The sequence below is a fragment of the Pseudomonadota bacterium genome, assembly GCA_039193195.1.
In the GTDB taxonomy this organism is placed as follows: Bacteria; Pseudomonadota; Gammaproteobacteria; order Steroidobacterales; family JBCBZW01; genus JBCBZW01.
In genome coordinates, this window is record JBCCWS010000005.1 from 198,716 (window position 1) to 219,528 (window position 20,813).

Genomic DNA, 20,813 nt, shown 5'->3' on the forward strand with positions numbered 1-20,813 from the left:
TGGTGCGAGAGTGTGATGTGATCCGCATAACGAATGCGTCAAGTCCGCTTTCTCAGCATCGGCGGCGCGAGATGTGCGTTACGCTCGATGGAAATTGCTAATTGAATAAATAGCTAGAAATGGTACGCGGTGCTTCAGGGTGGGCGGCTCGCGCACTGGGGCGGGCAGGCGGGCGGGGCGGCTTCAGAGGCGCCGGGCGCACCGATGTCGGATACACGGAAACAACGAAGGAGGGGCGGCTTGCGCCGCCCCTCCTTCTAGGGTGGTGGTAGGCGGATCTTGCCTAGTCGTCGTTCAAGATCAGGCTAGAGGCCCCGGTGCGCTCGTAGAGTGGGTCGCCGTTACCGACTGCGTCGCTCCAGAGGTAGCCGTCGGACCACAGATAGCCGTCGCTCCAGAGGTAGCCGTCGGACCATAGGTAACCGTCGGACCACAGATAGCCATCGCTCCAAAGGTAGCCGTCACTCCAGAGGTAGCCATCGGACCACAGGTAGCCCGAGGCGAAGGCAGTGTTGCCCCAGAGGTTGGCGGTGTCCTCCACCAGCACGCCGTCTTGACCAGGCACGTGCTGCATCAGCGGCGAGAGGGCTTGGCCGGAGACCACGACGGTCTCGTTCATGGCCGCGTCGATATCGAGCAGTCCTGCGCCGCCTTCGGTCGGGTCCACGTCCAGCTTGCGAGCGGAGAGCATCAGGCGTGCTTTCACGGTGGCTGGACTCAGGCTCGGGTCCTTCTGCAGCATCAAGGCAGCTGCGGCGGCAACCATCGGGGCTGCCATGCTAGTGCCCGACAGGGACAGGTAGTCGTCGTCGCAGCCGGCTACGTTGCAGGCGACTACGCGGTCCGGCAGATCCGCACGCAGGGCGGCGCCATCGGGGATCGGAGCCACCACGCGGTTGCCCGGCGCCACCAGATCCGGCTTCAGCACGTGGTCGATGAGGGTCGGCCCGCGGCTGGAGAAGGATGAGATGAAGTCGTCGCTGTAGTCGAGGCCAGTCCCCATGTCGGTCAGAGAGCCGACCGTGATGATCTTGCGCGAGATACCTGGGCTCTTGATGGTGAAGTGCCCGTTGTTGCCCAGGTTGCCCGCAGCGGCGATCACCACCATGCCGGCATCCCAGAGTGCCTCGACGCCGGCCACCAGCGGATCGGTATCGATCGACTCGGTGACGCCCTTGCCGAGCGACATGTTCACGACTTTGATATCGAAGTACTGGCCGTAGGTCAGCAGCCAGTCGATGGCGGCTAAGGTGTCGGATACGCCGCCCTGACCGGTACCGTCGAGGACGCGAAGGGAGAGTATGCCGGCACCTTCCGCGGCGCCGCGGAATACGTCACCGGAGTTGCCGCCATGGCCGGCGATGATGCCTGCCACGTGGGTGCCGTGACCGTACACGTCGGCTCGGCCCGTATCTTCGTAGTCGTCGATCTCGCCGTCGTCGATCTCGGGCGCGGGATAGTTACCGCCAACGAAGTCGTACTGCAAGATCTGGGCGTCGAGGTCCGCATGTTGGGACACACCGGTGTCGATCACCGCGACATTGACGCCGGTACCCGAGAAGGCGCTGTTGGCCGAACTGGTGTGCGGCACTTTGGCGGCGTTGCGAGAGGCTACCGACGCGACGCTCACCACCTCGTCGAGGGCGAGATGGTCGACGTTCTCGTCGATCGCGAGACTATCGATCACGTCAGCTGGCAGGGTAACTGCGCGCATGTCGAGCGTGCGATAGCTGTGGGTCACCGTGCCACCGAGCTGCGCCACCTTGGCGTCGTCGAACAGCTCCGGGTGCGTCTCGTAGCTCACCACCACGCTCACGGGGGCGTTGCCACCGGCAGCCGCGAGCTGGGCGAGGGGGGCGCTCATCTTCGCGCGAGCCGCGTCGATCTGCGACGGTGACAGGGTGCTGTGTAAATCGATGGACACGGGCGCAGAGACCGTCGCGTTAGCCGTCTGCATGGCGAGAGCGACGGTGTCGGCGTCGACGCCAATCGTGTTGGAAGTGTCAGGTGCACCACCGACAGGCGCCACTGCGTTGGAGGGCACCGTTACGGTGCTGCCAAACAGCGGACCGTGCAGCGGACCGGCGAAGGACTCGTTGGCGGGCGTGTGAGCGATGGACCACACGTATCCGGCAACAAGGGCGGTTGAGACCGCGGCAATCTGGAGTGAAGTTTTCATTGTTCGGTTCCCGGTTGTCTTGCTGGCAGCCACGTTTGCTGCAGGCCGTTGTATTTCAGCGCCTCGTGCGGGAACTGGCGCGGACGTTTCGCGATGGAGTTTCGGGTCCATTGTGATGCGCTCCGCATAAGCAAGGGGTCAAGTCGATTTGGCGGGTCCGGCGCCGGCGTTCTGGAAAGTCAACCGCTCGCTTATGACGAGTAGCAGGCCGAACGGGCTAGTGAAAGCAATCGGTATAGAGTGAACTCTCTGAAGAACGACCCGAAAGTCCAGAGGTAGTGAATGGAGAAGGTGCGGGAGTGGATGTTGTGCATTGCGCTTGAGGTGCTGGATGGTTCCGGCGCCAGTCACCAGCGTTTGGCCGTGTCGGTGCACTCACCGCCAACCGTGGAGGCGGGGTTCTTACGTCGCATCGCCTCGACTGATCTGGCTGCACAGTACGATCACCCAAGCTGGCGGCTACCGAAGCGGCGCGATCTCGTGGCGGAGGGCCTCGCCTTGTTGGCGTGTTCCGCGCAGGCCTACGGCGCTCGCCTGCCCTTGGCCGAGCGAGCAGCTGGACTCTTCGGGCGGAGATCCGGCGAGGCCTAGGCGAGGATAAACCATCACCGGCATCGTGCCGCTGCACGATGAAGACCTCGATTCGACCACGGTCGCCGCGCCGCCGGGGACATGGCGGGCCCTCGTGACCGCAGGGGCAGCGCCTTGCGGCGTACGAGCACGACGGGCATGTCCGGCTGCGCCAGGCGGTCGAGCACGGCCCCCGCTTGCGGGCCCGCGCGAGCGTGCGCGCCGCGGGCTTCCCGACTATCTTCCTGGAAGTCTGTAACTCACTGAGTTGAAAAAGACGCTGAGTGGCTTGTTCCAAAGCGAGGAGCCTGGAAGTCGAGTGTTCGCGGCGGAGGGATGCTTTTGCGCAGTCGCCGTGCTGTGCCCGTTCGTTCCACCAGGAGGAATCCCCTCGTGCTGACCTCGTTCACCTACTTCGTCTACCTCACGCTGAGCATCGTCGTCACTGTATACGTCTCGCGCACGCTCCGTTACAGCGGGCTCGCGTTTCTCATCGAGGGGTTCGGTGGCAACGTCGAGCTGGCGAAGTCCACCCTTCATCCCCATGCCTCCTACCGGGAGCTGCAGGAGGCTCGCCGGCGTGTCAACGAGCAAGCCACCCTCGAGGCCGCGCCGACAACACGCTGAGGCCGTGTCGTCATTCTGGCGCGGTCCGAGGGCGAGCGGATCAACGGAGCGGTCAGCCTTACGCATGCGGGGTATAATTCGAGGGTCCGCTAGCCCGTGACCGCCAAAGGATGGCATGCGCTTCACCTGTTTACCCTGTCCTCGCGCGTTGCTTGGTGCGACCGCGCTGCTTTCGATCACGCCGATCGCCGCGTCCGCGCCGCCAACGCTGCTGCTGCAGGCCACCACCAGCTTGCAGCATCGCGGCCTGAGCCGTTCCGCAGGGCACCCTGCCGCAGCCATCAGCATAGATCAGCCCTTGGGGGATGCGGCGTACCTAGGCGTGACATTTGCCACCATCGACCTGCCGGGCCGGCCTGACGAGATCCGTCGCACGCTGGTGGAGAGTTATCTCGGTCGAAGCGTAAGCGTGGGCGACAACTGGCGTTTGCGCGGTGATCTGGTGCGCTACGACTTTCCCAACGCGCTCGAGTTCAGCTACACGGAGATTGCCCTGGGCTGGAGCTTTCGCCAGGCCATCTCTGGCCGCTTGACCTACACGCGCGACGCCCTCGGGGAGAACGAGCCGGGCGGTGCTGTAGAGCTGAGCGGCCACTATCCGCTCGCCGATCGTTGGCGCCTCACGGCCACCGGTGGCGCCCAGTTCTTCGATCGTGATACCTGGAACAATCACGGCTTCTGGCGCCTGGGCGTGCAGTGGCTGCACCAGCGGGTGGCCGTGCAGCTGGCGGGCGAGGGCACGCTGGGAGATGTGAACGGTATCCAGGGCGATCGCGGGGATGCGCGCCTAGTCCTGAGTATCAGCTACGCCCGCTAGCGCCGCTCGATCCTCACTCGCAGGAGGTGCCCGCAATCGAATCGAGGGCGCGGCAAGCGTTCACGACGGCGCCCGCCGGTACCGTGTCGGCACTCGACCTAAGAGCTTCGTAAACTGCGCCGGGTGATGCGTCCGGCTGTCGCTCGCGGATGAGGGCCACCACGCCACTGACGTGTGCGGTGGCGAAGGACACGCCCTGCATGAAGTCGAAGGCATCGCGGGGCACGGTGGTGAGGACGTCGGCGCCCGGGGCGGAGATCGCGCCGTCCACGGGCGCCGATGTGACCGCGATGACGCCGTCGATCGCGGTGGGGAACTGGGCGCGAGTGTCCGCCACTTGGGGGCCGACCACGACGATTCCTTTCGCGAGCGCCTCGTCCACGAGGCGGGTCAGCAACGGATCGGCTGGCCCCGCCAGGCTCAAGTTCACCACGTCAACGGACTTGTCGATGGCGCGGTCCAGGGCCCGGGCTAAGGTGAAGGAGTCGCAGCGACCCACGCTGCCTGCCGAGCCTGGCGCGTCCCAGCATGCGCGGTAGGCGAACAGCGCCACGTCCGGTGCCACGCCGTAGCCGCCTAGGCCGTTGCCTGCGATGGCGCCGATGACCCCTGCCACGGCTGTGCCGTGGACCTCTGCCGCGTGCTCGCCAGGCACGAAGTTGCGCGACTCGCGGATGCGCTTGCGCAGATCGCGATGGCGCGCGTCTATTCCCGTGTCGATCACGGCGACGCGCACGCCCTTGCCCGTGGCCCAGCGATGCGCCTTGTCGATGGCCATGGCTGTATGGGCGGCTTGTAGGGCGGCGTACGGATCGTCGGGCGCCATCGTGCCGCGCACGTCAAAGGCATTTAGCGGTTGTGCCGACTCCACCTGTCGATCCGCGCGCAGGGCCTGCAGCACTTGTTGGCGCGTGCGCACAGGTTCGGCCTTCGCCTCCACCAGCGCGCAGTACACGCCTAGGGAGGCCATTTGCCAGCCATCTATGATCTGCAGTGCGTGGCGGCGGGCGATGCCGCGCAAGCGCCTTTGCACTAGTGCCGAGGGTTCATAGCCGCGGCGCACGGCGTAGGCACCCGTCTCGCCGGGAATCGCCACGCGCTGGTTGTGGTGGGGATCGACGATAGTGATCAGCATGCGACCGTCGCCGTCGTTCTGCGGCTGGTGGGGCTCCACAGCCCCGGCGAAGGCGGTCACCTGCCCCAGGAGGAGCAGTAGGCTCGCCATGAGCGTGCGCGGGAACATCTTAAGGACGTCCATCGTTGCCGTCGCCGCTGCCGCGGGCGTCGGTCACCGGCTCGGCGAATACGACGCGATCGTCAGCACGCAAGCTCTCTAAGGCTACCTCCACAGCGCGATCATCCGCACCGGCGAGGGAGAGATCAAAAACACCGCCCGAGGTGGGGCCTGCGCTTACCTGGGCGTCTATCGACTGCAGCAGCGAGCGCAATTCCGCGAGCGAGGTGTCGGGGTTGAACACCACGCGCAGCTGTGTGCTCGGCGCAGGTCCCTGCTGATCCGAATACGTCTCGTAGCCGATAGTCGGGCCCTGCAGACTCGGGAGCCAGAGGGCGACGACGGCGAGGGAGGCGGCGAGGGCGACGATGGCCGCCGTCTGCGTGCGCACGATCCACCAGGGCGCCCCCTCGCCCGGTGAGGGTTGCTCCTCGGTGGGGAGAGTGCTCGTGGTTTCGGCCGGCGCCTGTGTGTCGATGCGCGACATCAGGTTCTGAAGCCCGTGCTCGGCGCTCATGCCGGCGGCCTCGCTGCGCGCCATCTCCTCATCGCTGCGCTGGTGCAGGGAGCGGGCCAGCAGGTTCCATCCTGCATCGTCTGCCAGCTCGGGCGCTAGGCGGGCGCGATTCGTGTCGTCGTCTTGTGGGTTGCTCATCGTCAGGCTCCCAGGGCGTCTGCCAGGTCGGTGCCCAGGCCGGTCGCTTTGAGCGCATCGCGCATCCGCTTCCGAGCGTGGAACATGCGTGTCTTCACCGTGTTCACCGGACAATCCGCCATCTCGGCAATCTCCGGATACGAGTGACCCATGACCAGGGCGAGCTCCACCATGAGTCGCTGGTCGGCGGGTAGGGACTTGAGGGCGACGTTGGCCACTTCCTGCTGGACGAGGGCGTCGTCAGGGAGGGGGCCATCGTCTTCGGCGCTCTCCAGGTACTGGTCCGGTTCATCGCGCTCGCCGCCGCCTGAGGCGACGAGGCGAAGGCGACTCGTCTCCCGGCGCAGGTGCTTGAGCGCCCGGCGGTAGGCGATGCCCATGAGCCAGGTGGACACGCGGGAGCGTCCCTCGAAGGTGCCGGCGTCGCGCCAGACCACCATGAATACATCATTGACCACTTCCTCCGCGTCTTCGGGCCGGCGGACTACGCGCAGCGCGAAGCGCATCAATTTTCCGTGGTAGGCCAGGTACAGCGCCTGCAGCGCCGCCTTGTCCTGGCGGGAGATCCTCGACATCAACTGGTTGTCGTCGCCTGCGTCTCGCCGGGTCATCCCTTCGCTACCACTCACGTTGCTGGTTTGCTCGTAGGTACCGCCCCACCCCGAAAAGGTTCAAGCGACCGTTCATCGCCGCTCGACGCGGCGTTTGAACCGCCGACGAGTGGGCTGGGACATAACGGGTAAGCGTGGGCGAGCAGCGCAGTGCGCGCGCCCACAGGTCCATCCGCATTCACTCGAGTGAGCCCTGACATCATGGTTGCCTCCGCCGCCCTCGCCCTGCAATTGGTCGACGATCAGTACACGCAAACCCAAGTGTTCCCTGCCGGTACCGAGTTGGCCAGCACTTGCGTTCACCTTCCCGCGCGCCCGAGACGCAAGACCGCGGCCGTGGGCGATGAGATCAACGGCCGTTTCCTGTTGCAGGCAGAGATCGGTCGCGGCGGCATGGGGAGGGTGTTCAAGGCCCTGGACAAGCGCAAGCTGGAGGCCCACTCGCGAGCCCCGCATGTGGCGATCAAGGTGATGACCGTGGCGGAGATCGGGGTCGAGGCGGCGACCGTCGCGTTGGAGCGTGAAGTACAACGCTCTCAGTCGCTTACGCACCGTCATATCGTGCGAGTCAACGACTTCGATCGCGATGGTGACACGGTGTTCGCCACCATGGAGTTGCTCGAGGGCGATTCCCTGCGCAAGCGCATCGACGCCGCCGGCCCAGGTGGGCTGGCCCCCACGCTGGCGCGGCGCCTCGTGCGCCAGGCCGGCGAGGCGCTGGCCTACGCGCACGCCAACGGCATCCTCCACGCGGACTTCAAGCCCAGCAACGTGTTCGTGACCCGCGACGCAGACGCGAAGGTGATCGACTTCGGCATCGCCCGCGCCTACCAACCTAACGCCGCAGCCCTGGAACAGACCCGCTTCGATCCTCGGGCGCTGGGTGCGATGACCCCTGCCTACGCCAGCCCGGAGATGCTCGAGCACAAGGCCCCCGATCCGCGCGACGATGTTTACGCCCTTGGCTGCGTCGCCTACGAGGCGCTCACGGGCACCCATCCCTTCGGTCGAATGCCTGCCAACCAAGCGCGCGACTTAGGCCATCGCCCGCCTAGGCCAGCAAAGCTGAACCGCCGTGAATGGGCGGCGCTCGAACGCACCCTGCGTTTCGATCGCGCCTCGCGCACGCCAACCGTCGCCCAGTTTGTCGAGGCCTTCGTGCGCGCGAGTGGGCGCCGCCCGACCCGAACGCGCCGGCGCCGCTTGCCGGTCGTAAGCGTGCTCCTGGCCATGGCAGGGATGGCGGTGGCGGCGCCCTGGGCCCTGCTCCCCTCGCCCGCTGACGAGGCGATGGCGGGCGCTTCGCCCTCGACCGTAGCGATGTTCGAAGCGACAGAACTCAGAACACTAGATGTCCGCTAGGCGAGGCGATGCCCTCTGCTCCCCCGCCCAGCGCTCGGCGAACCGCGAGGCGATCTCTCGCGCGCGCTCCTGATCCCCCGCGGCCTTGAGCGCTTGCGACAAACCGAACAGCAACAGGACCTGGTCTGGGTCTTGCACGAGTGCCTGCTCGAACACGTCGACCGCTTCGCTGGGGCGCTGTGCTTCCACCAACGCAGCGCCCAGGGATTGGCGCACCGGGTAGTACCACATGGCCGGTTCGAGGTAGGGCAGCTCGTCCTGCAGCGCGACGGCCGCGCGGTACGCGTCGATCGCGCCCTCCGAGTCGCCTTCCGCGCGCATTAGACGTCCCTCGATCACGTAGGCCGCGAGGTTGAGCAGGGCCTGGCCCGGGGTGTCGGGCAGCAGCGTCTCCCAATCGTGCACCGCGGCAATCTCGCGCAGGGTGGCGACCTCAGCGCGTGCCTCCTCGCGCCGTCCGAGCGCCGTGAATGCATGGGCCCGCGCGTAGTGCCACGCGCCGGTGACGTACACCAGGGCTTCATTCGGTGGCGCCAGCGCCAGCACGTCTTCCGGAGCACTGAACTGCGCATGGGCGAAGTAGGGTGCGGCGTCCATCAGCTGCGCCCACGGCAGGGTGAGGGACATCTCCAGGTCGGTCAGCTTGCCGAGCTTCTCCGCCGCGCTCAGGGCACTCGCGCTATCGCCACTTAAGCGTGCAGACTCGAGCACAAAGTGCACGTTGTGAGGGTAGTAGGTGTAGCGGTAGGGCGTGTCCTCGTCCTTCTGCGCGAGGTAGGCCTCATCCGCCACCATGGCAAGGCGATTGACTCGAATCGAGTCCTCAAATCTTCCTAAGCGAATGAATAGGTGAGAGGGCATGTGCACGAGATGGCCAGCCCCTGGCGCCGCGGTGACCAGCTTGTCGGCGTGGGGCGCGGCGAGCTCGGGGTGGTTGGAGGCCTCCACGGCGTGAATATAGAGATGGATTGCCATTGGGTTGTCTGGGTCGAGCGCGAGGGAGCCTTCGAGCGTCGGCACCAGGGCTTGCAAGTTTGGATGCGCGGTCTTGCCGTCGGCCTCCCAGTAGTCCCAGGGCTGGGTGTTCATCAGGGCGTCGGCGTAAATTGCGAGGACGTCGGCGTCCTCGGGAAAGCGTTTGGCGACCTGTGCCATCGCCTCAGCGAAGCGCCGGTTGAGCTCGCCTTGGTCCGCTTGCGGTGAATCGTCATAGCGGCGGGTCATGGCGGTGACGAGCGCGCGTTCGACTGGAGTAGCACCCTGCGCGGCGGCCTGCGCGTGCTCGAGGGCGGCGATCGCCGGGCCGGCGGCCTGCGGCTCCATGGCGGCATTGATGTTGGGGCCTAGGGCGTAGGCCTCACCCCACCAGCACAGAGCGCACTGGGGATCGATGCGCCGCGCTTCGCGGAAGGACGCGACCGCCTCGGGGTGATTGAACGCGTACGCAAGGAGAAGGCCCTGATCGAAGTAGCGCTGGGCGAGGGGGGCGTTCGTCGTGATGTCGCGATGGTAGACGCCCATGCCCTCTAGCAGTGGGGGGCGTGCAGGCGCGAGTGTGTCCACGGCCCGTTCGGCCTTGGCGAGTAGGAACTGCGCGAGGTCGAGGCGGCGCTGAAACCCTCGATCGTTAGCCCGCCCGGGCATTCCGCAGACGGCCGCTATTAGGTGGGCGGGGATTTGCTCGCCGGCGTGGTCGATAAGCGGTGCCAACGCGGGGGCGTGGTCCCCATCATCGTGGGCCATGCCTGGGGCGGCGATGAGCGTTAGGAGAAGTAGCGCCGCGGCCGCGCGGTCGAGCGTCTTTAGAGGGGTAGTGAGCGAGTGGGCGTGCATGGGGAACCCTCCCTGGGGGAATCGAAGCGCAAGGAATGTATGCGATCAATGTCGTAGAAAGTGTGCCGCAGGCGTAGCGCCGGCGCTACGCAGGGGCGAGCGGGAGCGGGGCGGCGTGCGACGTCCGACCTCAGAACGAGCACTCGGGTCAAACGTGATCTAAGTCGTGTTGGTCCTCTGATTAGGAACTTATTTATAGAATATTAGTTCTAGGAATAAATTAGGTAATTCAGCGAAATATTACTTTCTGGCGTGCTCGAGATGGCTAGGGGCCATCCATTCGACCCGTCGTCCGGATCTGCCGAGGCGTCGCGAGAAGGCCCGTGGCCGTGGATGCGCGCCCGTTGCCCACTAGCGCCCCCGCTCGGAGCGATACCCCGAGACGTGCTGCGTCCGCGTTCATCTGCTCGGCGAGGTCCTGCAGGGTCACCAACCCGTCGTGGCGACCGCCCAGTTCGCCCTGGCGGCGCAGGCTGCGGGCAAAGAAGTAGGCGAAGGGGCCTGCACCGATCGAGACGCGCGGTGCGTCGGGTGGCGTGATGTTGGCGAGGAGATCGCCCTGATCCAGGGGCAAGGCCCGCAGCAGGGGCGGCCCCAGCGGTGGGGCGAGGACCAGAGTGCGATGGCCGTGCCCCGTGGCCAGCGTGGCGAGGGTAACCGCGTCGGCCGTGTGCGGGGCAGTGGGGTCGAAGCTAGGTAGCAACAGCGATGGCACCTCATCTACGGCGCGTACGTAGCCGGTCACGAAGATCACCACCTCCGCGTCGCTGGCGTGGGCGCGTACCCCGGCGATTACCTCGCGCTTCGATGGGTTGATAAGCAGGTCCGTTCGGTAGCCGCTGTCGCCGAGCACCGTCGCGACGCGCCGGGCATCTTCCACCGAGTGCTGGCGCGCGTTGAGATGCGCGTAGTCGGCTACGCCGATCACCAAGGCCCATTTGCGCTGGGCCAAGAACGCCTGGCGCTCGGTGCTCGCCTTCCATGACTGGGGCCCCTCGCCGCTGCTGCTGGGGACAGCATCGGCGAGCACGCGCAGGTTGCGGCTCGCTTCCGGCGCGTAGGCGCGCAGCGAGGCCAAGGTGTCGGCTTGGGCCATCAGAGTGGGCGTGTCCACGGTGCTGGCGGTGCGCAAGCGCTCGGCCAGCTGGGCCACTGCAGCCATGTTCGCGAGGCCCGCCGCTTGGCTTCGCGGTGCATCGCTGCGCTCAGCGCGCGCTTGCACTGCCGCGTAGTCCGTTCGCTCCAGTGCATGCAACGCTGAAAGTTCTTCGAAGACGATCTTGGTGTCAGCGCTCAAGGAGGCGGCCGGTGCGCGCGGCGCCAGCCCTGCGCCCGCCGCGACCAGTTCGCTGGCGAAGGCCACCGCATCGAGAAGCGCGCTGCATTCGCCCCGGCATGGCGCGCGCACGGAGGTCCACCCGCCGGCACCACCGCGCACCTGCAGGCGCACCCAGTCGCCAGCAGCCTCGGCGATGTAGTGGGGTGCCTTGTCCGTGAGCTTGCCGACGCCTCGGGCGTCCAGCTGCGGGTCGGCGCGAAGGGTACGGGTCTGCGCTGCGATGGCCGGCAAGCGCTCGACGAAGGCTTGCGGCAGGATCACATCCAGGAGTTTGAAGCGATCGTGCGTGAGCTCCGCGGTGAGCCACTGGCTGCCCTGGGCCGTGGGCATCGCAACGCGGTGGGCGAAGCGCGTGCGCTCGCCCATCTTGGGGAAGGCCTGGGCGAAGAGACTGAGCCGCACGCCGTCGCGCGCGCGGACCAGACGGCCCCACAGGGCGATCGAATAGTCTTGATCCCGCGTGAGGCGCTCCACCTTGTCGAAGTAGCCGAGGTCACCCGCTCGCGCCGGGGTCACCCCTTGCTGGAAGTTGACCACGGCGAAGGATGGCGCGCGGGCGGAGAACAACAGCTGCTTGGCGATCAGGAAGCTGAGGTCATCGCCCAAGCCCAACCCGTCTGGATCGTCCAGGGTGAACACCGCCACGCGGTTGTCTGCCTTGGGAAAGTAACGGGTCACCTCATCGCGCAGCTGCTCCACGTCTGAGGAGAGCGCGTCGAGCGCCTCCCCCACGTTGACGATCCTGCGCGCGCGCCGCCGCGCGGAGCCGCTCTCCGCTCGATCGAGATCGCGGCGCACGGACTCCCAGCGCCGTCGCAGGTCGCGTAGATCCTCTTCGCTGTGGGCGGCTTCGATGTCCTTCAGGAGCGACTCCAACGTCTGCAGACGTTTGATCTCATCGTCCATCGGTACATCGACTGCGGCGTCGCTAGGTGCGACGCTCATCATCAAAGCCGCCACCAACGCTAGCGCAAGGTGGATGCGGTGAGGCTTGGACAGCGGTAGGCGGTGTAGCGCGCTCATGGGTTCATCCCGCAGTTGCCTTCCATCAGGGCGGTGAGGGCGGAGACGTCTTCTCCGAGCGCTTCGGCGGCAGCGATCACCGTGAGCGCACCCGGGCAGTCGCGCCGGCTGGCGATGCCGGCCGCCACGGCCATTAGGACCGCGCCGTAGGTCTGCGGATTCAACTGCGCCGCGCTCGGGTTGGCCAGGTCTACGGCCGGGTTCTGTGTGGTCACCGGTACCGATACGATATCGTAGGCGTCGCTCACGTGAGAGCGGACCAGAAACTCGCCCGTGCTTCGGCTCACATCGCCGTGCACCACCGCGTGGGCGCGCAGGGCGCGTGCTAGGGTGCCAGCCTGGGTGATCACACGCGGTTTGGCGTCGCGGCAGGGGGCGAACACGGGCTGTAAGGCTGGCGGCAAGTGCAGCTGTTGCATCACCGTGAGTAGATCGAACTGCAGCGCTTCGGCCAGGCGGTCCGGGAGATCCGGAATGTCCTCGCCAAGTGGCGAACGGAAATGCCCGACCACCACCAGGTTGTCCTTCTTCAGCAGGCATTCGGCGAGGGCTGCGGGGAATAGATGCAGGCGGGTGATGGGGTCCTCGGGGACGCCGTCGACGATCGCCACCTCGAGGGTTTTCGCTGCGAAACGAGGGTGTTCCGCGCTCACCTGCACGATGTGTAGGCGTTGCTCGCCCGGCAAGTCGATCGTCGCGCTGAAGTGGCCTTGCTCATCGCTGGCCACCTGCCAACGCTCGTCTTCGAAGCGCACGGTAAGCGTGGCGCCCACCACCGGTTGGCCGGTCGCGGCGTTGGTGAGGTCGCCGGCGAGCAGGGCGTCGATCGCATAGGCGTTCACGCAAGCGCCCAGGAGCACGCCTGCAGCGAGCGCAATGGTAAGCTCGCGGCGTCGCCTAGAGCGTGGTGATGCGTAGTCTTGCCAGTCCATCGTTGGAGACTTCCTCGCCGCTCTCGCAGCCGTTGCGTACCGGAAACTGAGACTGTGTGCCGTCATCCCACCGCACGCTCACGCGCCACTTGCTCAAGGCCTGTCGCTCAAGGCTGGTGGTGGTCACTCGGGCCTGCGTTTGCGGATCGCGCTGGAGAGGCAGGGCGCGGGATCGATCCGCTTCGTCGGTAAGCTCCAAGGCGCGCGGCGTCACGCGCGTGCCGGTGCTGTCTACGGTGAACCGGATGATGCACTCTCCGCTCTCGCCCCCACCGTCGATCCAGCTCCAGGCGAGTGCGGTCGCCAGGGCCAGGGTACTGATGCTAGCGATTACAAAGGTTAGGCTCTGGTTGCGTCTAGGCGGATCGATGACCAGTGGAGGATCGGTGTGTCCGGTTGCGTTGGGTGGCGTTCCGATGTGCGGCTGCAGATCGCGCTGCAGCAGGGCGAACTCCGGCGTGTCGACTTTCCCCGCCCAGCGCGAAAAATCGAGCGTGTGTAGCCCCTCGAAGCGGAACGGCAACGGGCAGTCGTCGAGCCGCACGGGCACGAGCTTCCTTTCCTTTAGGCCAAAGGATGCCTCGTCGCGTATGTAGCGCGACTCGACGGCCGCTCGCGACCAAAGCACCACGACGCAGCCGCTGCGCGTCAGCGCGTCGCCGATCACATCGTCGAAGTGCTCGCCGCCGCGCAGATCCGGATCCCACCATACATCCCAGCCCACCTGCTCGAGGGCCTGAGCCATGGCGCTGGCCTCGCGGCGTTCCTCGCGCTTGTAGCTCAGGAAGATGTCGGGGCCAGCGGTCTCGTCCGTTGGGGTGCGCACCGGGTGATCCTTCGGGTCCTTAGAGCAACAGCGCTAGGGGCTGACATGATCCCTCACAGGGCAGCTGTACAACGCACGATCCCGTGTGCTGAGCGCGATAAAATCCGATGTTACGTTGCCCGACGGGCCTGACAAGCTGCGCGGGTGTTGGCGAGCACACACCCCCGTGGGTACCTCCCAGCCTCTTCGAGGGTTCACCGGGTTTCGAGAAGCCAGAGAGCCGCCCGCTTGGAACGACTCCAGGGGGTAGCGATCCAATCCGTGTCGGGCTAGTGTCCGCAGCGGTCACCCGCCGCGCCACGCTGCGCTAGCCGCCAAGGTGCAAGATCGAACATCGTGCAGTTGCAGCACTCCCCCATCATCCGCTCGCTCGCGGCGGCCGCCGTCGCGTTCACCTTCTACGCCCTGTGGGCGTGGTGGGCGAATCGCCTGCATTCCCCCAGCGCACAGCAGACCGCTGCCCTCACGCAGGGGGCGTACAGCGCCTCGGTCACCCTAGCGCTCACCTCGGTGGTTGAGTTGCTCTACCGAGGGCGTCAGCCACGGCGCCTGCGATTCGCGCGCTGCGTAATCGGCAGCGTGGCGCTGCTGGTGGTCTCCTCCGTGGCCATCCATCTCCTCGCGGGCACAGCCGAGCTGTGGTTGACCGTGTTGCCGAGCTGGATCTTCGGCTCCGCTTACGCGGTGGCCTACGCCCTGGCCCTGACCCGCAGCGACCGCGAGTGCGAGCCGTCGTTGGGTGAGCTGTCATGAGCGCGAACGCGCCTGCTTCCCAACGCGTCTCCCTCCGCGCAGTGGCCAACTCCTCAACGCAACTCGGTCGGCGTCTGAGCACCTTCGCGCCGTTGCTCGATCGGGTGCTGGGCATCCAGGCCATCGATCGCTTCTGCCAGCAGCATCGTCTGTACGGCTTGGCGCCTGCCACCTTTGCCGATCGGGCGCTCGAGGCCCTTGCGGTGAGGGTGGATGACGGCGGTGCCCTCTCGAGGCTGCTGCCCCGCGAGGGGCCGGTGATCGTCGCTTCCAACCATCCGCACGGCGGGATCGAGGGGCTTGTGCTGGTTCACCTCCTGGCCGCCCTGCGGCCGGATGTGAAGATCCTCGCGAACACCGCACTGCGCGTGTTCTCAGAGCTCGCGCCCCTGTCGATCTACGTCAACCCGCTGGCGCCGGGCGATCCCGCTAATCGCAAGGGCCTGCGCGCGTGCCTCGGTCACCTGAGCGACGGCGGCGCGCTCGTGATGTTCCCGGCCGGCCGCACCTCCTTTCACCAGCCCGATCTCGGCTACATCGCGGACAGCCCGTGGAGCACGGCCTTGGGGCGCCTGGCGAGGCGTACCGATGCACAGGTGCTCCCCATCCGCTTCATGGGCAAGAACAGCCGGTTGTTCTACGGCCTTGGCAGCCTCTGGTACCGCTTCCGCCTGCTGATGCTGGCGCGCGAGGTGATGAATAAAGTGGGGCAGACAATCGCACTGCGCGTAGGCCAGCCGATCGCGGCGCGCGATGTCGATCGGCTGGATGGCTCCACGCTGACCCAATACCTGCAGGTGGAGAGCGCCGCACTGGCCGCCCCAGTAGCTCTTGGCATCGCGGCGGTGCGCGAGAGAGCGTTAGCCCCTGCGCGATCTCCCGCCGTGCTCGAGCGAGAAGTGGCCGCGTTACCCACCGATCAGCGCCTGCTCGATGCCCACGACTGCATCGTCGCCTATGGGCGTGCCGCGCAGCTGCCTGAGGTGGTGGCGCAGATCACTCGCGAGCGGGAGCGCACCTATCGCGTCGAGGAAGAGGGCAGCGGTGAGCCGGTCGATACGGATCACTTCGATGAGCGCGTCACTCATTTGTTTTGTTGGAATACGCAGGCTCAGGCCCTAGTTGGCGCTTATCGTATCGCCTGTCGCGACACCCTTGCGGCCGAAGGAGGTACGTACCTATCGGGAGTGTTCGCTTTTGAAGAGTCGTTTGTTGCGGCGAGACAGCCGGCGATCGAACTGGGTCGCTCCTTCGTGGTGCCCGAGTACCAGCGCAGTCGCTACGCCTTGGACCTGCTCTGGCGCGGCATCGGTGCTTTCCTGAGGGCGCATCCTCGCTATTCGCTGATGTACGGCACGGTCTCCCTGACCCGGCGCTACGACCCCGTATCCATCGCCATGATGTGCGATGTACTCATCGATGCGCCGCAGGGCGTGAGCGCCCGCGTGCCCTTGCCCGATGTGTTGCCGGCGGAGTGGCATCAATACCGGCGCCAGCATCCGGTGGATCTCGCGACCCTCAACGCGCTGATTGCTGCCCGCGAACCGGACGGCAAGGGCGTGCCGGTGCTCCTGCGCCACTACGTCGGCCTCAACGCTCGCTTTCATGCCGTGGCCGTGGATCAGACCTTCGCCGCGACGCCGGGTCTGCTGCTCAGCGTTTCGCCGGCGGATCTGCCGGCGACCAAGCGGCGCCGCTACCTGGGTTAGGCACCGCGGTCGACCCTCGCCGTTGGCGGCCGGCAACGCCGTACACGAGCCCCAGTACCGCGGGCAGGAAGAACAGGGTGACCACGGCCGAGGACAGCAGGCCGAAGAGCACTACGGCGCCCACGCCGCGGTACAGCTCCGTGCCCGCGCCGGGAATGAACACGAGCGGCGAGATGCCGATCACCGTGGTGATCGTCGACATGAGCACGGCGCGCAGGCGCGAGTGCGTGGCGTCGAGGATGGCCTGACGGGGCACGAGTCCTGCCTGCACCCCGCTCATGGTCTTCTCCACGATGAGAATGGGGTTGTTCACCACCGTGCCCATGAGGATCAGGAAGCCGAGCATGGTGATCATGTCGAAGGGCTGCGTGAAGCCCTCGAGTCCCACTAGCGGCAACGCCGCGCCGAATTGATTCAGTAGCCACAGGCCGACGATGCCGCCAGAGATCCCGATCGGCACTACCAGCATGATGACCAGCGGGAAGCCCCAATGGCGCAGGATCGCCACCAGCAGTAGGTAGGCGATTATGGCGGAGATGGCGAAGTTGCTGGCAAGGGCGCGCTGGGTTGCCGCGAGGCGATCGCTGGCGCCGGACAGGCGCATGTCCACGTTGCTGGCGATGAGTCCCTCGGCGCGCAGGGACGGGATCAGCTTCTCCTCCACGCGCGCGACGGCGCCTTCCAGGGGTACGTCTCGGGGCGGCACGATGGAAACGGTGACCGTGCGGAAGCCGTCCACGCGGCGGATCACGTCCGTGCTGCGGGTCTCGCGCACCTCAGCGATCGCGTTGAGCGGCACCACCGCGCCGACGGGGGCGAACACAAGGATATCGGCGAGGTCCTGCGGTTGGCGAACGGTGCCCTGGGTGCCGTAGAGGTACATGTCGATCTTGTCGTCTTCGAGGAAGAACTCGTCGACGAACGCGCCGTCCGTGAGCGCCCACACGGCGTAGCCAAGCTCCGGCGCGGTGAAGCCGAGTTCGGCGGCTCGAGTCCAGTCCGGATGCACCTCGAGTACCGGTTGGCCCAGGGTCAGCCCTGAGGGCTCCGCGCGGACTTGGGGTTGGCGAAACGCCGCCTTGGCCCCGTTGAACAGGGCCAGGGCGGCGTCGTAGAGACCGGCGAGATCCGGGCCAGTGATGTCCACGTTGATGCTCCGCGTGCCGCCCTCGTTGCCGGCGAAGATAGAGCCGCGGCTGACGAACCCGTTCATCCCCGGCACCTGCTCGAAGCGCGCCGTGAGCTTTTCGATCAGGGCGCCCATGTCCTGGCGGCGAGTGGTCTCGATCACGAAGGTGACGCCGGTCTGGCGGGCGAACTGGAACATGTAGTCGATCGCTGGGTAGTCCATCTCGCCGCGATCGAACTCACTGGGATCGCGGCCGAGGTGGGGTTTGAGCTCCTCGCCGATCTCATCCATCACCAAGCGGATCTCTTCAAGGTTGGTACCCGGCGGTGGGAACAGGCGGGCGAAGGCCTTCTTCTCCTCTCCCTCGGGCAGATATTCGGCCTGGGGCGTGAGGAAAGCGAGTACAGCACCTGTGGTGGCGAGCAGAGCGATCATGAGCGTTAGCTGTCGAATGGGGCGATCGGCGACCCAGCGCGCGTTGGCCAGGACCAGGGCGGTGAGGCCTCTCGCCTCGCCCGAATCGTCTGGGGGCTGCCTCGGACGGAAGCTCAGGGCCTTAGCGGCTGAGGGCACTACTGCGATCGCCACCAGCATCGACATGAGAATGGAGCTGGAGATAGCCACGGCGATGTCCGAGTAGAGTTGCCCCGCCTCCTCGCGGATGAACAGGACCGGTAAGAACACGAAGACGGTGGTGAGCGTGGAGGCGAGGACGGCGCGCCACACCTCGCTGACCCCCTCTAGAACGGCTTGCATGCGGCGCTGCCCACGCGCCAGATGGCGGGCGATGTTCTCCAGCACGACGATTGAATTGTCGAGGGTCATACCGATGGCGAAGGCGACTCCCGCTAGGGAGATTACGTTGACCGTGCGCGCGCTTAGGAGCAGGCCGATAAACGCCGCAAGGGTGCAGACGGGGATGCCGATGGCGCCCACCACCGTGGCGCCGATCGAGCGTAGGAAGGCGAATAGTACGAGCGTTGCGAGCACGCCGCCGAGGGCGAGGTTGCTGCGCACGTTGACGACCGCATCTTCCACGTAGCGCGCATCCTCGGTGACGATATGCGCCTGTAGGCCGATGCTGCCGAGGTAGCCCTCGTTGAGGCGCTCGAGCTGATCGCGCACGGCGTTGCGCACGCCCACCACGTTGGCGCCGGGGATGCGGCGCACGGCCATGCTGAGTACCGGGCGCGTATCGACGCGGTTGACGTAGCGCAGCTCCGACTGATCCAGGGAGACGCTTGCCACGTCGCGCAGGTAGACGGGGGCGCCGTTGCGCTGGGCGACGATCATGTCCTCGATGTCGTTCAGAGACTCGAAGCGACCTATAGTGCGAATAAGGTAGCGGGCCTTGCCGGCGTCGAGATCGCCGCCGGAAGTGTCGCGGTTGCGGTTGCGAATCGCCGTGCGCAGGGCTGCGAGGCTGATGCCTCGCTCGGCGAGGCGCGCCGGATCGATGCGGATGTGGATTTGGCGTTCAGCGCCACCGCGCAGCTCCGCTTCGGCTACCCCTGCCACCCGCTCCAGGCGCGGGCGCACGTTGTCATCGAGATAGTCCCGCATGGAGTAGAGATCGAGGCCGAAGGGGTTGCTCGCCAGGGTGGTGATACCGACGAAGATGAAGGGGCTATTGGAGTAGGCGTCGGCAACGATACGCGGCTCGTCCACGTTCTCCGGGTAGGAGGGTACCTGAGAGAGGCTGTTGTTGACTTGGATCAAGGCCTCGTTGAGATCCGTGCCGCGGGCGAGCTCGAGTTCGATCTCGGCGCGGCCCATGGAGGCGCGGGAGGTCATGCGCTCGATGCCCGTGATGCCGCGCAGGTAGTCTTCCTGTTCGATGAGGATCTCGCGCTCTACGTCCTGCGGCGTGGCGCCGGGCCAGCCGGTGACGATAGAGATGACGCGCACGTCGAGGTCGGGGATCAGCTGGATTGGCACGCGCACTAGGGCGAGCACGCCGAACAGGCAGGCGAGGAGCGTGCCGACGGCGACCAGAATGGGATTGCGCAGGAGAAACTGGAACACGAGCGGCGACCCTCCCGGCCGAGTGATCGAAAGCGTTAGCTGCTGCCGGACGGCGTGTTAACAAGTCGCACGGACTGCCCTGCGCGAAGCGTCTCATTGCCGCGGATGACCACCTGCTCACCAGCCTGCAGCGGATCGCCGCCGATGACCTCCACCAGGGCATCGAAGCTTCGTCCAAGGCGCACGGCGACTGGCTGGACCGTGCGATCACTGTTGGTAGCGGCACGGATCACCCAGACGCGGGTCACGCCGTCGGGCCCGCGCGACACGGCGTCGCGAGGAACGGCCACGGTCTCACCGCGGCGCTCACCGGTCACCTGCAGGGAGACGCGGGCGGACATGCCCGGCGTGAGCAGTCGGTCGCGATTGTCGAGTTCGAGGAGCACGGGGAAAGCGCGATTGGATGCGTCGGTCACGGGCACGCGGATGCTCACGGCGGCGCGCCAAGGCTCGTTCGGATAGGCGTCGAAGGTGACCTGCGCGCCCGTACCTACAGCGATGCGAGGGTACAGTGCTTGCGGCACATCCACGCGCACGCGCACAACGTCTAACTCCTGCAGTTCCACCACCGTGGCACCAGGTTGCAGCCACTCGCCGGCCTCCGTGCTGCGGGTGGCGACCACGCCCGCGAAGGGCGCCGTGATGCGATGACGCGAGAGCAGGGCTTCGCGTAGTGCGAGGGCGGCCTTGTTGCGCGCGAGCACGGCACCTGCCTGATCCACCTCGGCAACCAGAGACTCGTACTGACTCTCCGCCACGTTGCTCTTGGCCACCAGTTCACGCGTTTCGTCGCGCCGCCGTCCGGCATCCGCCAAGGCGGTCTCAGACTGTGTCACCGTGGCCTGCGCAGCCTGAAGATTGATCAGGGCGATAGTGGCGTCGAGCTGGGCGATGGCGTCACCGGTGGATACCTCATCGCCCACATCCACGGCGATGGACGCGACGTAGCCGGCGAGTTCGGCAGAGACTTGCGAGACTCGGCGAGCCACCACTGTCCCCGTCAGAGGCACTTGCGCAGCGCTGGGGGCAAGCGACACCTCGGCAGCGATAACCGGGGTCGGCAGGCCGGTTTCCGCTTGCGCTGCTGCGCCCGTCGTCCACAGGGCCCCGAGCATGAGGATCGCCCGCGCCACCCCTCGACAACTGCCTTTTTCAGGCGCGTGCTCACTCGTGTGCTGCATAGCGGCGG

16 protein-coding genes are annotated in these 20,813 nt (G+C 66.4%); 6 read left to right on the forward strand and 10 right to left on the reverse strand.

Annotation, left to right across the window (positions count from 1 at the left end):
- Positions 1-283: 283 nt before the first annotated feature.
- Positions 284-2,179: a S8 family serine peptidase gene (locus tag AAGA68_07585; protein ID MEM9384908.1), complete on the reverse strand. Its 1,896-nt coding sequence runs from the start codon at positions 2,177-2,179 to the stop codon at positions 284-286.
- Positions 2,180-2,461: 282 nt separating this feature from the next.
- On the opposite strand from AAGA68_07585, the gene AAGA68_07590 reads away from it, so the two are divergent.
- The 3 genes from AAGA68_07590 (at position 2,462) to AAGA68_07600 (ending at position 4,193) form a co-directional block, all read left to right on the forward strand.
- The gene (locus tag AAGA68_07590) at positions 2,462-2,770 is read left to right on the forward strand and encodes a hypothetical protein (protein MEM9384909.1); all 309 of its coding nucleotides are present in this window, start codon (positions 2,462-2,464) and stop codon (positions 2,768-2,770) included.
- Between the two features lie 372 nt (positions 2,771-3,142).
- The gene (locus AAGA68_07595; protein ID MEM9384910.1) at positions 3,143-3,376 is read left to right on the forward strand and encodes a hypothetical protein; all 234 of its coding nucleotides are present in this window, start codon (positions 3,143-3,145) and stop codon (positions 3,374-3,376) included.
- 115 nt (positions 3,377-3,491) lie between these two features.
- The gene (locus AAGA68_07600; protein MEM9384911.1) at positions 3,492-4,193 is read left to right on the forward strand and encodes a hypothetical protein; all 702 of its coding nucleotides are present in this window, start codon (positions 3,492-3,494) and stop codon (positions 4,191-4,193) included.
- A gap of 13 nt (positions 4,194-4,206) precedes the next feature.
- Here AAGA68_07600 and AAGA68_07605 read toward each other — a convergent pair whose 3' ends face one another.
- From AAGA68_07605 to AAGA68_07615, 3 genes are read right to left on the reverse strand one after another with little or no spacing between them, the layout of a single operon-like run.
- Positions 4,207-5,451 carry a S8 family serine peptidase gene (locus AAGA68_07605; GenBank protein MEM9384912.1) on the reverse strand — a complete coding sequence of 415 codons (1,245 nt, stop codon included), beginning with the start codon at positions 5,449-5,451 and terminating at the stop codon, positions 4,207-4,209.
- On the reverse strand, positions 5,438-6,082 hold the full coding sequence (locus tag AAGA68_07610; protein ID MEM9384913.1) for a hypothetical protein: 645 nt from the start codon (positions 6,080-6,082) through the stop codon (positions 5,438-5,440). Before AAGA68_07610 ends, AAGA68_07605 begins: the two co-directional genes overlap by 14 nt.
- A gap of 2 nt (positions 6,083-6,084) precedes the next feature.
- Entirely contained in the window at positions 6,085-6,711 is a 627-nt protein-coding gene (locus tag AAGA68_07615) for a sigma-70 family RNA polymerase sigma factor (GenBank protein ID MEM9384914.1), read from the reverse strand.
- A 183-nt stretch (positions 6,712-6,894) separates the two neighbouring features.
- On the opposite strand from AAGA68_07615, the gene AAGA68_07620 reads away from it, so the two are divergent.
- The gene (locus tag AAGA68_07620) at positions 6,895-8,055 is read left to right on the forward strand and encodes a serine/threonine-protein kinase (GenBank protein ID MEM9384915.1); all 1,161 of its coding nucleotides are present in this window, start codon (positions 6,895-6,897) and stop codon (positions 8,053-8,055) included.
- Here AAGA68_07620 and AAGA68_07625 read toward each other — a convergent pair.
- From AAGA68_07625 to AAGA68_07640, 4 genes are all read right to left on the reverse strand, one after another.
- Entirely contained in the window at positions 8,041-9,888 is a 1,848-nt protein-coding gene (locus AAGA68_07625) for a hypothetical protein (protein ID MEM9384916.1), read from the reverse strand. The two genes, AAGA68_07620 and AAGA68_07625, sit on opposite strands and share 15 nt — an antisense overlap.
- 265 nt (positions 9,889-10,153) lie before the next feature.
- Positions 10,154-12,250 carry a caspase family protein gene (locus AAGA68_07630; protein MEM9384917.1) on the reverse strand — a complete coding sequence of 699 codons (2,097 nt, stop codon included), beginning with the start codon at positions 12,248-12,250 and terminating at the stop codon, positions 10,154-10,156.
- Positions 12,247-13,182, reverse strand: coding sequence for a carboxypeptidase-like regulatory domain-containing protein (locus AAGA68_07635; GenBank protein ID MEM9384918.1), 936 nt, complete (start codon positions 13,180-13,182; stop codon positions 12,247-12,249). Before AAGA68_07635 ends, AAGA68_07630 begins: the two co-directional genes overlap by 4 nt.
- Positions 13,148-14,008: a toll/interleukin-1 receptor domain-containing protein gene (locus tag AAGA68_07640; protein ID MEM9384919.1), complete on the reverse strand. Its 861-nt coding sequence runs from the start codon at positions 14,006-14,008 to the stop codon at positions 13,148-13,150. The genes AAGA68_07635 and AAGA68_07640 overlap by 35 nt, the downstream gene beginning before the upstream one ends.
- A gap of 336 nt (positions 14,009-14,344) precedes the next feature.
- Here AAGA68_07640 and AAGA68_07645 point away from each other — a divergent pair, with 336 nt between their 5' ends.
- Both AAGA68_07645 and AAGA68_07650 read left to right on the forward strand, forming a co-directional pair.
- A complete protein-coding gene (locus tag AAGA68_07645; GenBank protein MEM9384920.1) occupies positions 14,345-14,761 on the forward strand; it encodes a hypothetical protein in 417 nt (138 codons plus the stop codon).
- Positions 14,758-16,470: a lysophospholipid acyltransferase family protein gene (locus AAGA68_07650; protein ID MEM9384921.1), complete on the forward strand. Its 1,713-nt coding sequence runs from the start codon at positions 14,758-14,760 to the stop codon at positions 16,468-16,470. Before AAGA68_07645 ends, AAGA68_07650 begins: the two co-directional genes overlap by 4 nt.
- Here AAGA68_07650 and AAGA68_07655 read toward each other — a convergent pair.
- Both AAGA68_07655 and AAGA68_07660 read right to left on the reverse strand, forming a co-directional pair.
- The gene (locus AAGA68_07655; GenBank protein ID MEM9384922.1) at positions 16,415-19,624 is read right to left on the reverse strand and encodes an efflux RND transporter permease subunit; all 3,210 of its coding nucleotides are present in this window, start codon (positions 19,622-19,624) and stop codon (positions 16,415-16,417) included. The genes AAGA68_07650 and AAGA68_07655 overlap by 56 nt on opposite strands.
- Before the next feature lie 35 nt (positions 19,625-19,659).
- Positions 19,660-20,757, reverse strand: coding sequence for an efflux RND transporter periplasmic adaptor subunit (locus AAGA68_07660; GenBank protein MEM9384923.1), 1,098 nt, complete (start codon positions 20,755-20,757; stop codon positions 19,660-19,662).
- Positions 20,758-20,813 lie beyond the last annotated feature (56 nt).

What these genes read in the sequence shown, in the direction of transcription:
- AAGA68_07625 (MEM9384916.1), bottom strand. Translation starts at nt 9,888, where the DNA reads ATGCACGCCCACTCGCTCACTACCCCTCTAAAGACGCTCGACCGCGCG.
- AAGA68_07590 (MEM9384909.1), top strand. Translation starts at nt 2,462, where the DNA reads ATGGAGAAGGTGCGGGAGTGGATGTTGTGCATTGCGCTTGAGGTGCTG.
- AAGA68_07635 (MEM9384918.1), bottom strand. Translation starts at nt 13,182, where the DNA reads ATGGACTGGCAAGACTACGCATCACCACGCTCTAGGCGACGCCGCGAG.
- AAGA68_07600 (MEM9384911.1), top strand. Translation starts at nt 3,492, where the DNA reads ATGCGCTTCACCTGTTTACCCTGTCCTCGCGCGTTGCTTGGTGCGACC.
- AAGA68_07650 (MEM9384921.1), top strand. Translation starts at nt 14,758, where the DNA reads ATGAGCGCGAACGCGCCTGCTTCCCAACGCGTCTCCCTCCGCGCAGTG.
- AAGA68_07630 (MEM9384917.1), bottom strand. Translation starts at nt 12,250, where the DNA reads ATGAGCGCGCTACACCGCCTACCGCTGTCCAAGCCTCACCGCATCCAC.
- AAGA68_07610 (MEM9384913.1), bottom strand. Translation starts at nt 6,082, where the DNA reads ATGAGCAACCCACAAGACGACGACACGAATCGCGCCCGCCTAGCGCCC.
- AAGA68_07605 (MEM9384912.1), bottom strand. Translation starts at nt 5,451, where the DNA reads ATGGACGTCCTTAAGATGTTCCCGCGCACGCTCATGGCGAGCCTACTG.
- AAGA68_07585 (MEM9384908.1), bottom strand. Translation starts at nt 2,179, where the DNA reads ATGAAAACTTCACTCCAGATTGCCGCGGTCTCAACCGCCCTTGTTGCC.
- AAGA68_07620 (MEM9384915.1), top strand. Translation starts at nt 6,895, where the DNA reads ATGGTTGCCTCCGCCGCCCTCGCCCTGCAATTGGTCGACGATCAGTAC.